Genomic DNA, 13,214 nt, shown 5'->3' with positions numbered 1-13,214 from the left:
CCCTCAGCTTCATCGTCGCCCCCGACTTCGAAGCGCCCACCGATGCCGGCGGCAACAACGTCTACGACGTGATCGTTCAGGTCTCCGACAATCAGGGCAGTACCGATACCCAGGCCATCGCCGTGACGGTCACATCGGTCAATGACAGCACCCCGGTCATCACCAGCGGCAACACGGCCAGCGTCGCCGAGAACACCACGGCCGTAATGACCGTGACGGCAACCGATGCCGATCAGCCTGCACAGACCTTGACCTACAGCATCGTCGGCGGTGCCGATGCCGCCCACTTCCAGATCAACGCCAGCACGGGCGCCCTCAGCTTCATCGTCGCCCCCGACTTCGAAGCGCCCACCGATGCCGGCGGCAACAACGTCTACGACGTGATCGTTCAGGTCTCCGACAATCAGGGCAGTACCGATACCCAGGCCATCGCCGTGACAGTGTATTCGGCCAATGACAGCCCTCCACTGATCACCAGCAACAGTACGGCCAGCGTCGCCGAGAACACCACAGCGGTGATGACCGTCACCGCAACCGATGCCGACCAGCCCGCGCAGACCCTGAGTTTCAGCATCGTCGGTGGTGCCGATGCTGCCCACTTCGCCATCGATGCGGCCAGCGGAGTGCTGCGCTTCGTGGCGCAACCCGACTTCGAGCGGCCGGCCGACGCGGGAAGGAACAATATCTACGAAGTGATCGTCCAGGTATCGGATGGCATCCTGAACACCACGCAGAGCCTGACGGTCCATGTCACGGGCATCAACGAAGCCCCTCAGGGCAGCAATGGCAGCATCGTTCTGGACGAGGACGACAGCCACACTTTCAGCGTCGGCGACTTCGGCTTCTCCGACCCGAACGACAACAACGCCAACCGCCTGGCCGCCGTGCAGATCGTCAGTCTGCCTTCGCGTGGCGTGCTCAGCCTCAATGGTCAGGGCGTCGCTGCGGGGCAATGGATCGCAGCGGCAGACATTGCAGCGGGGCTGCTCCGATATGCCCCGCCGGCCGATGAAAACGGGATGGCCTTCGCGTCCCTGGGCTTTCGGGTGCGGGACGACGGAGGTACGGCAAACGGCGGCGTAGATACCGAAGCCGGAAGTCACAGCCTGAGCATCAACGTCACACCAGTCAGTGACACCCCGGTGGGCGTCGAAGACGCCTACACCGTGGACGAAGACAACACCCTGCAGGTAGGCGAGGGCGGTGTGCTGACCAATGACACTGACCCGGATGGCATGCGCCTGAGCGCCGAGCTGGTGGAAGGGCCGGCCAACGGGCGACTGGAGTTGGCCGCAGATGGCAGCTTCCGCTACACCCCCAATGCCGACTGGAACGGCATCGACAGTTTCAGCTACCGGCCGACCAATGGCCAGGAAATCGGGGAAGCGGTGCAGGTCAGGCTCACCGTGACCCCCGTCAATGATGCCCCCAGCCTGATCAAGGCCAGCTTCCAGGTGAACTCGGGCGGTAATGTGACCCTGGCCGGCGATGCCGTCCGGGCCACCGACGTAGACTCCGCCCAGGGCGATCTGCGTTACACCGTCATCCGTACTGAACACGGACACTTCGAGTTGAGCACCGCCCCCGGCCAGCCGGCGTCCGGCTTCTCCCAGGCCGATCTGCTGGCCGGCCGTGTCGTCTTCCGCCACGACGCCTTTGCCGACAAGCCTGTGGTGGTACTGCAGGTCAACGATGGCCAGACTGACGGCAACGAGTTGACTGCCACCATAGGCTTCACACCCGCCGGCTCAATCACGACCGGCGACCTGCCGACGGCAGCCCCCTTGCCCGGCCCCGTACTCAGCACGCCCACAACGCCGGCGCCCGCAGCCACCACGCTGCCCAAGCCGGCGTCGCCCGGCCTCGGCAGTACTCCCCTGACCCTGATGGACAACCCGGCGGACGGGGAGGGCGGTAACGGGCTGCAGCGCAATGATGCGGCGGACGGTACGGGCCCCAACCGTCGCTACCCCCTCGCGTCCCTGGTGCGCTTCACCCAGGCCCAGATCACCCTCACCCTGGGCGCTAGCCCGGATGGCGCCTTGATGGAGTTCATGCTCAGCGGCCAGGACCCGGCAAGCGGGAGCAGCTCCGCCGGGTCACGGGGCGACGCGGATCGCACCAAGCAGGTGCCCCTTGCCGAGCCCTACGCCGACGTCCAGATGGCGCTGCGTGCGGTGGAGCTCTCGGGCATCGTCCTGTCGGTGGGGGCCGTGTGGTGGGCAACCCGGGCCGGTGGCCTGGTGGCCAGCCTGCTCATGGTGGCCCCGGCCTGGCGTACCTTCGACCCCTTGCCGGTACTGGGCCCCGAAGACGAGGACGAGCGGGACTGGGGTCGCCAGATGGACGACGAAATGACCCGGGACGAAATAGGCGCAGCCGATTTGTTCGACCAGGAGAGAGAAGGGCTCGCTTGATGAAGATTCCGTTTCCCAGCTTCAACCCCATCTCCCGGATCGCCCTGGGCCTCGTGGCCCTGGTGCTGTCCACGCTGATGGTGGTCGACATGGTCTTTGGCCTGATCCCCGACCGGGCGGATCTGGCCCGGGAGATCCGTCAGCAGATCAGTGAAGGCCTGGCCGTGCAGTCGGCTGCATTGCTGCAGGCCGGGGATATCTCCACCCTGCAGCAGACTCTCGGTGAGGTGCTGAACCGCAACAAGGAGCTGCGCTCCCTCGCGGTGCGGCAGTACGATGGTGGCATTGTTGCCCGCGCCGGCGAACACGATCGCTACTGGCAGCCGCCGGAGGATGGATCGTCCACCCTGACCCAGGTCCGCGTACCCGTCCTTTCCAACGGCAAGCCCTGGGGCGAAGTAGAGCTGAGCTTTCGCCCCTTGCTGCCCGAAACCCTTTCCGGATGGCTCAGTCATCCGCCCCTCGTGGCCCTTGTCACCATTGGCCTGGGAAGCTTCCTGGCCTTCTATCTCTACATGCGGCGGGTGCTGGAGTACCTTGATCCATCTACTGCAATTCCAGACCGGGTACGTACGGCCTTCGACACCCTGGCCGAAGGCGTGCTGATCCTGGACAAACAAGGGCGAGTGGTGTTGGCCAACCGGGCATTCCGTAATCTCCACCCCCGGGCCCAGGAGGAGATCACCGGCAAGCCAGTGGTTGAAATGGAATGGCTGGTGGGAGGCTTTCATTTGGCGCCCAACGAGTTCCCCTGGTCCCGGGCAATGGCCTCACGCACCAACATCGGTGACGAAACCCTGGAGATCGCCCGCCCCGATGAAGAAGAGCCGGTCCGAACCATCGTCGGCTGCTCACCGATTCTTGATGGACACAACCGGTTGCGCGGTTGCCTGGTAAATTTTTCCGATGTGACGGTGCTTCATCGCATCAACGACCAGTTGCTTGTCACCCTGACGGATCTGGAGAGCTCCCGAGAAGAGATCCGTCGTCAGAACGAAGAGCTCCATCGCCTGGCCACCCGAGACCCGATGACTGGCTGCCTCAACCGCCGCGCCTTCTTCGGTAGCGCCGACCCGCTTTATGCCCAGTTGAAGGAAGATGGCGAAGAAGTGTGCTGCATCATGAGCGACATTGATCACTTCAAGTCATTCAACGACCGTTACGGCCATGCGGTCGGCGATCAGGTGATCAAGTCCGTAGCGAAGTGCCTGGGCTCGGAGCTGCGCGAGGTGGACATGCTGTGCCGTTACGGCGGCGAGGAGTTCTGCATCATGCTGCCCGGCTCCACTCCTGAGCAGGCGCTGGACGTGGCCGAACGGCTGCGGCTGGCCATCGAGCATCACGCGGGTGCAGCGGTGCGCGACATTCCGGGCATCCGCATCACCTCCAGCTTCGGGGTGGCCTCCATCCGCCTCGGCGCAAAAGACCCAGCCGAACTCATCGACCAGGCCGACAACGCCCTCTATCAATCCAAGCAGAACGGCCGCAACCGCGTGTCCCTGTGGGCCGGCGAGCGCTCGGTGGGCGCAGAACACTGACGCACCGCCATCCCCCACAAGCCGGCGCAGCCAACCGAAAAATGGCCGGAGGCGCATCGACAGGGATGCGGCTTCCGGCCATTGGCTGCCAGCGGGACTTTGGGTCAGTTCTTTCCCGGCTCCGTCACGAAGGCTACTTTGCCCAGGCCATGCCGGCTGGCCGCCGAAAGCAGCTGGGCCACGTGGTCGTATTCGGCGTGTTTGTCCACCCGGAGGTGCAGCTCCGGTTGAGGCTGCAGCGCAGCCGTGGCGCCCAAGCGGGCATCCAGGGCGTCGAGGGCCACGCTCTCGCCGTTCCAGCTCAGGCCACCATCAGCGTTGATGGAGAGGCTGATCTTTTCCGGCTTGACCTCTTCCTTCTGGCTGCTGGCCTTGGGCAGGTCGAGCTTTACCGCATGATTGATCACCGGCACGGTGATGATGAAGATGATCAGCAGAACCAGCATGACGTCCACCAGGGGCGTCATGTTGATTTCCGACATCACGTCCCCGTCGTCGTCGAAGTCGCTGCTCTGAAAGCTCATTGCGCTTCCTTCCGGGCGGGCAGGGGATGGACGCTGGCCGGGTTCTTGCGGACCTTGCCGCCAGTCACCAGGTAGGCGTGCAGATCATGGGCGAAGTGCTTGAGGCGGGCCAGGATCTCCTTGTTGCCACGCACCAGGGCGTTGTAACCCAACACCGCCGGGATGGCCACCGCGAGACCGCCCGCCGTCATCACCAGGGATTCGCCCACAGGGCCGGCAACCTTGTCGAGAGTGGCCTGGCCTGCGGCGCCGATACCGATGAGGGCGTGGTAGATGCCCCAGACCGTACCGAAGAGACCGATGAAGGGCGCGGTGGAGCCGACCGATGCGAGGATGGACAGGCCGGACTGCATGCGGCTGGTGGTGTCATCGATGGACTGGCGCATGGTGCTGGTAACCCAGTCATTGAGGTTGAGGACGCCGTGGAGTTCGTTCTGATGATTGACGTGGTGGGTGACGGCCTCGGTGCTGCGGCTGGCCAGATCGCGGAACGGGTTGTCGGCCTGACGGGGCTCAAGGGCAGCCATGCCTTCGTCAAAACTGGTGGTGTGCCAGAACTTCTTTGCCCCGACGCTCATGCGACGCAGCTGCATCAGGCCCCAGGCCTTGACCAGGATGACCGACCAGGAGGCGAGGGACATGACGACCAGAATGATCGCCACCGCGTGGGAGACGCCATCCCCCTGGGCCCAGATCTGGCCGATGCTGAAAGTGTTTTCGTTCATGAGAGTTCCTTTGCGGGGATGAGCCTGATGGGAAGGCGAGAAGGGAAAAGGGTCAGGAATTCAGAGAGAAATCGATGGGGACACGGACAGTGCCGGCCACCGCCTGATCGCCCTGGCGAGCCGGGACAAAGCGCCAACTGCGCAGCACCGTGTCGCGTGCCACTTCGTCGAGGCGAGTAAAGCCGCTGCTCTTGGCGATGGTGACTTCGAGGGGCCTGCCATCGGCACCGACGTGCACCCGCAGCATCACCCGGCCTTCCTCACCCATGCGGCGGGACAGACGGGGATATTCCGGAATGGGATTGGACAGGTAGGCCGCATCGAAACGCGGGGCAACGACGGCCGCAGGGGCCTCACGGGCCGGGCTCGGCGCCGGTGCGGCAGCCGGTGCTGGCGGTGCCGCGGGGGCGGTGGCCTCCACCGGATTACTGGCGGTGGCCGCCGAGGTGAGCACCGGCGGGGTGTTCTGGCGCACCTGAGGAGTCGGAGTCTTGGGCTGGACTGTCGGCTTGACTTTTTTCTCGGGGACTTTTACCGGCTCCTGGCGAGGCGTGGGAGCCGGCTTCTGCTGCTCGGGCGTAACGAGGCTGACCGTCATCACGGGTTGGGGCGGGATGACCACCGGAAGGCTGCTCTGAGAGAGGGTGTGCACAACGGCCGCCAGCAATCCCAGATGGATCAACGTTGCGACGCCGACACCAGCGGCAGCGCGGCGCCTTCCCCCTGCGGCGGTGCCGGCCCGCTGCTGGACCAGGAAGGGCGCGGGCAAATCCACCCCGGCGGGGCCCTGCGCAGTGAGGGCAAGATTCATGTCGATCTCCATCCAGTGAAGGTGTGTTCCTGGCTTGCCTGCAACATGCACTGGCGGGCAAGTGGCTGGCTGGCTGAGAGTAGCACCGCTGCGCGGCCAGGCAGGCACTACGCAAATACAAATGCGAACAATTCGCATTTTATTGACTGTGCTGCGATGCGTCAACGGAATTTGCCGGGCTGTGCACCAAACCCGATAAGCACGGAAAGGGCTGTCCTGGCGGGGAGGGCGGCAGGTCGGGAATTTCTCCCATGGTCGCAGGAGGAGCACGCCGGTAGGCTCCAACCCATCGAAAAAATATGGAGACTGCCCTTCATGCAACGCCATCTGCCCCCCTCGTTCCATCCCCGCGTGCGCCCCCTGGTGCTGGCGCTTGCCGCCGCCTTTGCCACTGGCGTCGAAGCCGCCGATAGCGTGCAGACCACGGCGCCCACCGTGACGGTGATCGGCCAGACGCCCCTGCCAGGCCTCGAACAGCCGGTCAGCCACATCCCGGCACCGGTCCAGTCGTTCAGCGCTCGGGAGATCGACGACAGCATGGCGCTGGACATCTCCGCCTTCATGAACCGCCGCCTGAACGGCGTGCATATCAACGAAACTCAGGGCAACCCCTTCCAGCCTGACGTCAACTACCGGGGCTACACCGCGTCGCCGCTGCTGGGCACGCCCCAGGGCCTGTCGGTGTACTTCGACGGGGTGCGCATCAACCAGCCCTTCGGTGATGTGGTGAGCTGGGATCTGATCCCCCGTTCGGCGATTGCATCCATGAACATGATGCCGGGCTCCAACCCCCTGTTCGGCCTCAACACCCTGGGCGGCGCCCTGGCTATCCAGACCAAGGAAGGGCGTACTCACGCCGGCACCTCCGTGCAGGCCAGCGCTGGCTCCTACGGGCGGCGGGCCGTGGAGTTCGAACATGGCGGCTTCAATGAGCAGGGGCTGGAGTGGTTCATTACTGCCAACCAGTTCCATGAGAACGGCTGGCGTACCAACTCACCGTCCGATCTGCGCCAGGTGTTCGGAAAATTCGGCTGGCAGGACGCCCGCACCGACCTCGATCTGAGCGTGGCCTACGCCGACAACAAGATGAACGGCAACGGGTTGCAGGAGAAGCGCCTGCTGGAGCAGGACTACAGCAGCATCTACACCCAGCCCGACATCACCAAGAACCGGTCGATGTTCCTGAACCTGACCGGCAAGCACAGCGTGAACGACCAGACCCTGCTGTCGGGCAATATCTACTATCGTAAGATCACCAGTTCCACCTACAACGGCGACATCAACGAAAACGCCCTGGAGAACTCGATCTATCAGCCCACCCTGAGTGAACGTAACGCACTCACGGCGGCCGGCTACAGCGGCTTCCCCACCAGCGGCGCCAATGCGGCAAACACCCCCTTTCCCTACTGGCGTTGCATCGCCAATGCACTTCTGGCCGATGAACCCAACGAGAAGTGCACGGGCCTGATCAACCGCTCCCGCACAGACCAGGAGAACTTCGGCATGTCGGGGCAGGCATCGGTGGCGGGGGAGCTGGCAGGGCGCAAGAACCTCTTCATCGTCGGCGCCGGCTACGATCAGAGCAATCTGCACTTCCAGCAATCCGGCCAGTACGGATACATCAACGCCGACCGCAGCGTGACCCCGGTCAACGCCTGGGCCGACGGCAGCCAGAACGCCGGTGAAGGGGAGACTGCGCTGGATTCCCGCGTCAGTCTCAATGGACGTACCCGCACCATCAGCGTGTTTGCCACCGATACCCTGTCGCTAAACGACTACTGGCACGCCACCGTATCCGGGCGTTACAACCGCAGCACGGTCAAGAACCGGGACAATCTGAACCCGGGCGGCGGCTCCGACTCCCTGGACGGCAACCACAGCTTCAACCGCTTCAACCCTGCCGTCGGCGTCACCTTCACCCCGTCACGCCGCTGGAACGCCTACGCCGGCTACAACGAAGGCAGCCGCACGCCAACCGCCATCGAGCTGGGCTGCGCCAACCCGGATAACCCCTGCAAGCTGCCCAACGCCATGGCCGGCGACCCGCCCCTCAAGCAAGTCGTCACCAAGACCTGGGACCTGGGCCTGCGCGGGCAGTTCGACGCATCCAGCCGCTGGAACCTGGGCTTCTTCCGCTCCACCAGCCACGACGACATCCTGTTCGTGGCCGATGATCAGCTGGGCTACGGCTATTTCAAGAACTTCGGCAAAACCCGCCGCCAGGGTGTAGAGGCCGGTGCGAGCACCGAGATCGGCGCCTTGAGCCTGGCCGTCAATTACACCTTCCTCGACGCCACCTATCGTTCGTCCGAAGAGGTGGGTGGCGCGGGCAACAGCACCAACGAAGAAGGCCCGGGCCTCGAAGGCACTATCGACATCAAGAAGGGGAACCGCATTCCGCTGATCCCCCGGCACTTGCTCAAGGCTTCCGCCGACTACCGCTTCACCCCGGCCTTCTCCATGGGGGCCGACCTGATCGGTGTATCGGGCTCCTACGCCCGCGGCAATGAAAACAACCAGCACCAGCCCGACGGCAGCTACTACCTGGGCTCCGGGCGCTCCGCCGGCTACGCCGTGCTCAATCTGAGCGCCCGCTACCGGGTAAACCGCCAGCTCCAGGTTTTCGGGCAGATCAACAACCTGTTTGATCGGGAGTACACCACCGGCGCTCAGCTCGGCTCCACGGCCTTCTCGGCAGCGGGCGGCGTGGTGGCCCGGCCCTTTGGCGAAGTGGGTGGCGAGTACCCGCAAGTGGGCTCTACCTTCTACGCCCCCGGGGCTCCCCGGACAGCCTGGATCGGCGTGCGCTACAGCCTCTGAGGCCTTTTCATCAGCGCGGGCTCCTCCGGGAGCCCGTTTTTCGTCAGGGGGCGACCACGCATGGACATGACCAGCCTGTTGATGCGGCGCGCAGCGTGGATCTTCGTGGCCTGTTTCGGGGTCGCTCTGGCCGTGGCGACCCTGCGCGCCCAGGGCGACATCCGCCGGGAAAGCCAAGGTGCCGACCAACTTGCCCACCTGGTCGGCGAACTGTCGGCGTTACAGAACATCGCCCCGGAGTCCCTCGATAGCCAGTTGGACAAGCTGCGCAGCATCAGCCGCTCGGGCAACCTCCGCCACCTGGATTTCCAGCTCGAGGATGGGACTGGTCAGATCCTTATCCCCGCGGCACCCACAGTATCCGATGCCATGGCGGGGCGTACGCGGATGCTCCTGCAGCGCAGTGACGGCAGCCGCTTCCAGGCTACCCTGATCGCCAATCCCGCCAGCGAGCAGGAAGAGGCGGTGTCTGACATCATCGGCATGGCCGGGCTCTTCCTGGCCTACGGGTTGGCCATGCTGGCCGGCCTCTACGCCGCAGTGCGCTACGCCTTTGGCCCCCTCCGGGGCATCGTCGGAGCCATCGCCGCCTTTCGCAAGCAGGATTTCAGCGCGCGCTTACCACGCCTGCCGGTGCGCGAACTGGATCACATTGCCGGTGCGCTCAATCACCTGGCAGAAGCGCTGGCCGCTGCGGAGGCCCGCCAGAAGCACCTGTCCCTGCAAATGCAGACGCTTCAGGAAGACGAAAGGGCGAATCTGGCCATCGAACTCCACGAACACCTGGGGCAGGGGTTGACGGCCCTGCGCGCCAACATTGCCTATTTGCTGCGCCAGACCACTGAAGCCCCCCGTCTGCACGCCGCGGTGCGCGACATGGAATCGCAGACGGCAGCAATCCATCGGGAAATCCGCTGTTTGCTGCGCCACCTGCAACCCGACGCCGGCAGCCTACCGGGGCATACCCGTGTCGACCTGCAACCGCTGCTCCACGAACTGGTGAAAAGCTGGCAGGATTCGGCCGGGCAGGACACCCGCTTCCACCTCACGGTGACACCGGGCTCCCTGTGCCTGCCCCGTGAAACCAGCCTGATCGTGTACCGAATGACCCAGGAAGCTCTCGCCAACATTGCCCGCCACGCCAAGGCCTCCGAGGTGGATATCGTGGTCTGCATCGACCCCGAAACCCCCACCTTGCTGCGCTGGCAGATTTCCGATAACGGGGTGGGCATGGCCTCGCCCGAAGCTGCCATGAGCCACGGCAATGGCCTGGCAGGTATCCGCGAACGGGTCTGGGCCCGGGGTGGCCAGCTCGAGATCGCCCCCTGCAAGTCTGGAACCACGCGTCCGGGGCTAAGGCTGTCAGTGCAGTTGCCCCTTGGCGAGCCCTCATGAGTGCAGCGCAGGAGGCCTCTCCGGGCGTGCTGAGGGTGGTGCTGGCCGACGATCACGCGGTGGTCCGCACTGGCTATCGTCGGCTGCTCGAACTCGAAGACGACATGCAGGTGGTGGCTGACTTCAGTGACAGTGACTCGACCTGCCAGTGGTTTTCAAGCCACCAGGCTGATGTGCTGGTGCTCGATTTATCAATGCCAGGGCGTGGCGGGCTTGAAGCTCTGGCCCGGGTCAAGGCACGCCGGCCGGAACTCAAAGTGCTGATTTTCTCCATGCACGACAATCCCGCCATGGTTGCCCAGGCCCTGAAAGCGGGAGCCGACGGCTATCTGACCAAGAGCAGCGAGCCCGACGCCCTCATTGACGCCGTACGCCAGGTGGCACGAGGAGGGCGGGCCCTGTCACCGGACATCGCCGGCGCGTTGGCGGGGGAGGGAGGGCAGGCTGCACATCTGATCCTGTCACCCCGGGAGTTCGAGATTTTCAGATTATTGGCAGCCGGACGTACGGTGGAAGAAATCGCCACCCGGCTGTTTCTCAGCGCCAAGACTGTGGCCAACTACCAGACCGGCATCCGCCAGAAGACCGGGCTGGCCACCACCCTGGACATGTACCGTCACGCCGAGGCCCATCGGCTTCTAGACGGTAGCGAGTAGCTGTTGATGGCCGGGGCTGCGCCTCAGTGGCGCACGTCATCCAGTTCGGAAACGGAATCGAACTCGCGCTGATTGGCAGCGTGGCGGCGTTTGACCATGTACATGGTGCCAGCCACAAACAGCCCGAAGGCCACCACCACCGTGTTGATGGAAACGCCGGAGCTGATCAGGAAAGCGTAGATCCCGGTCATGATCAGGATGGAGAGGTTCTCGTTGAAGTTCTGTACGGCGATGGAGTGACCCGCTCCCATCAAGATGTGCCCCCGGTGCTGCAACAGCGCGTTCATGGGCACCACGAAGAAGCCGGAGAGGCCGCCGATCAGCACCATGAGCACCATGGCCAGGCTCATGTCGGTGACGAAGATCATCACATTGACGATCACCCCCATGGCGATCCCCAGGGGGATCACCTTGACCGACGAGCGCATGGACACCAGGCGCGCAGCCATCACTGCACCGATTGCCACGCCGACGGCGACCACCCCCTGCAGCATCGAGGCCTTGGAGAGATCCAGGTGCAGGGCCTGCTCTGCCCACTTGATCACGATGAACTGCAGGGTGGCGCCAGCGCCCCAGAACAGGGTAGTGGTGGCGAGGGAAATCTGACCGAGCTTGTCCCGCCACAGCAGGCGGAGGCAATGGTTGAAATCGTGAATGAGGTAAATCGGGTTTTTCTTCAGAACCTTGTGGTCAACGCCGGTATCCGGCACCTTGAGGTTGAAAAGCGCAGCCAGCAGGTAAAGCAGGCCGATAACGCACAAGGCCATCTCGGGAACGGTGTCGACGCCGGTGTCGATAAAGGGCAGGTCAAAGCCCAGCAGGGCCTGGGAGAAAGACGGCTTGATGAGCAGGCCACCTACCAGTGTGCCCAGGATGATGGCGCCAACCGTGAGGCCCTCGATCCAGCCATTGGCCACCACCAACAGGCGATGGGGCAGATATTCGGTGAGGATGCCGTATTTGGCCGGGGAGTAGGCCGCCGCCCCCAGCCCGACGATGGCGTAGGCGGCAAGGGGGTGCACCCCGAAAAACATCAGCGAACAACCCCCGATCTTGATGGTGTTGCTGATCAGCATGACCCGCCACTTGGGCATGGAGTCGGCAAACGCCCCGACAAAGGCCGCCAGCAGCACATACGACAGGGTGAAGAACAGCTTCAGCAGCGGTTCGTATTCCTGGGGGGCCTGCATCTCCCTGAGTACATAGATGGAGGCGATCAACAGGGCATTGTCGGCCAGCGCAGAGAAGAACTGCGCCGCCATGATCATGTAGAAACCGAAGGGCATCGCAGGGGAGATGGAAGCTCGGTGAATTTGACGGACCGCGCTTTATACCACGAAGGTCATGTCGGTTCTGGCGGACGGATCAATGTTGTGATTCAATGGGGTACTCATAAACCGGATTTATGAACCATGGCCGATCGACGTCTCCAGGTTTTCCACGCGGTGGCGCGGCACGGGTCCTTCACCCGGGCTGCAGAAGCCTTGTTCATGACCCAGCCCGCCGTGACTTTCCAGATCAAGCAGCTGGAAGAGCAGTTCAACACCCGGCTCTTTGACCGGGGCCACGGGCGGGTCACCCTCACCTCTGCCGGTGAGCTGGTCATGGCCTACGCCGAGCGCATCCTTGGCCTCACCGAAGAACTCGAGTCCCGGGTCTCCGAACTCACCGACGAGCTCTCCGGCATTCTGCATCTGGGCACCAGCACCACCATCGCCGGCTACTGGCTGCCCTACCTGCTCGAAGGCTTCAAGCGGCGCTATCCGCGGGTGGTGCCCCGGGTCTCGGTCGGCAATTCCCAGCTCATCGAGAGCAGGGTGATGGACCGCAACCTCGATGTGGGCCTGATAGAGATCATCACCGAGCAGCCCACCCTGGACAGGCGCAGCGCCGGCCGCGACGAGTTGCAACTGATCGTTGCTCCCGACCATCCCCTGGCCACCGCCAAGTCGGTACGGGCAGAGCAGTTGGTGGCCTATCCGCTCCTGCACCGGGAGCCCGGCAACGCCATCCGCGATCTCGTGGATCAGTTCTTCAACTCGGCGGGCATTCCCCAGGAGGACCTGAATGTGGCCGCCGAACTGGGCAGCCTGTCCACCGTCAAGCACATGGCGGCCCAGGGCTTTGGTATTGCCATCGCCTCAAGCGCAGCCATCCGTAGCGCCGTTACCGCTGGCAGGCTGGTGGGCGTGCCCCTGTCGCCACGGCTGTACACCCCGCTGGAAGTCATCCTGTTGAAGGATAAGTTCCGCTCCCGTCTGGTCAATACCTTCGCCGATTTCGTCACCGAGGAAATCGGCCGCATGTGCGCCACTGATAAAGCCTGAA

At 63.9% G+C, this 13,214-nt stretch carries 10 protein-coding genes; 6 read left to right on the top strand and 4 right to left on the bottom strand.

Annotation, left to right across the window (positions count from 1 at the left end):
* Positions 1–2,417 (top strand): cadherin-like domain-containing protein (locus tag PHI64_RS17560; protein ID WP_299885524.1); only part of this gene is annotated, 2,417 nt, incomplete at its 5' end.
* Positions 2,417–3,955: a sensor domain-containing diguanylate cyclase gene (locus PHI64_RS17555; protein WP_299885520.1), complete on the top strand. Its 1,539-nt coding sequence runs from the start codon at positions 2,417–2,419 to the stop codon at positions 3,953–3,955. The genes PHI64_RS17560 and PHI64_RS17555, both read left to right, overlap by 1 nt.
* A 104-nt stretch (positions 3,956–4,059) precedes the next feature.
* Here the strand turns inward: PHI64_RS17555 and PHI64_RS17550 are convergent, their stop codons facing one another.
* Genes PHI64_RS17550 through PHI64_RS17540 form a run of 3 tightly spaced genes read right to left on the bottom strand, consistent with a single transcriptional unit; the run spans position 4,060 to position 6,015 of the window.
* Positions 4,060–4,479: a biopolymer transporter ExbD gene (locus PHI64_RS17550; RefSeq protein ID WP_299885517.1), complete on the bottom strand. Its 420-nt coding sequence runs from the start codon at positions 4,477–4,479 to the stop codon at positions 4,060–4,062.
* Positions 4,476–5,204, bottom strand: coding sequence for a MotA/TolQ/ExbB proton channel family protein (locus PHI64_RS17545; RefSeq protein ID WP_299885514.1), 729 nt, complete (start codon positions 5,202–5,204; stop codon positions 4,476–4,478). Before PHI64_RS17545 ends, PHI64_RS17550 begins: the two co-directional genes overlap by 4 nt.
* A gap of 52 nt (positions 5,205–5,256) precedes the next feature.
* Positions 5,257–6,015 carry an energy transducer TonB gene (locus PHI64_RS17540; RefSeq protein WP_299885511.1) on the bottom strand — a complete coding sequence of 253 codons (759 nt, stop codon included), beginning with the start codon at positions 6,013–6,015 and terminating at the stop codon, positions 5,257–5,259.
* Between the two features lie 315 nt (positions 6,016–6,330).
* On the opposite strand from PHI64_RS17540, the gene PHI64_RS17535 reads away from it, so the two are divergent.
* Genes PHI64_RS17535 through PHI64_RS17525 form a run of 3 tightly spaced genes read left to right on the top strand, consistent with a single transcriptional unit; the run spans position 6,331 to position 10,886 of the window.
* Positions 6,331–8,835 carry a TonB-dependent receptor gene (locus tag PHI64_RS17535; protein WP_299885508.1) on the top strand — a complete coding sequence of 835 codons (2,505 nt, stop codon included), beginning with the start codon at positions 6,331–6,333 and terminating at the stop codon, positions 8,833–8,835.
* Positions 8,836–8,895: 60 nt separating this feature from the next.
* Positions 8,896–10,230 (top strand): ATP-binding protein, encoded by a 1,335-nt coding sequence (locus PHI64_RS17530; protein ID WP_299885505.1) that lies wholly within the window; start codon positions 8,896–8,898, stop codon positions 10,228–10,230.
* On the top strand, positions 10,227–10,886 hold the full coding sequence (locus PHI64_RS17525) for a response regulator transcription factor (RefSeq protein WP_299885502.1): 660 nt from the start codon (positions 10,227–10,229) through the stop codon (positions 10,884–10,886). Before PHI64_RS17530 ends, PHI64_RS17525 begins: the two co-directional genes overlap by 4 nt.
* A 23-nt stretch (positions 10,887–10,909) precedes the next feature.
* Here PHI64_RS17525 and lplT read toward each other — a convergent pair whose 3' ends face one another.
* A complete protein-coding gene (gene lplT, locus PHI64_RS17520; protein WP_299885499.1) occupies positions 10,910–12,172 on the bottom strand; it encodes a lysophospholipid transporter LplT in 1,263 nt (420 codons plus the stop codon).
* Positions 12,173–12,298: 126 nt separating this feature from the next.
* Between lplT and PHI64_RS17515 the strand changes: the two genes are divergently transcribed.
* The gene (locus tag PHI64_RS17515; protein ID WP_299885497.1) at positions 12,299–13,213 is read left to right on the top strand and encodes a LysR family transcriptional regulator; all 915 of its coding nucleotides are present in this window, start codon (positions 12,299–12,301) and stop codon (positions 13,211–13,213) included.
* The last annotated feature ends 1 nt before the right edge of the window (position 13,214 follow it).

Source organism: Zoogloea sp. (genome assembly GCF_028689785.1).
Lineage (GTDB): Bacteria > Pseudomonadota > Gammaproteobacteria > Burkholderiales > Rhodocyclaceae > Zoogloea.
This window is presented reverse-complemented; position numbering and strand designations above follow the sequence as displayed.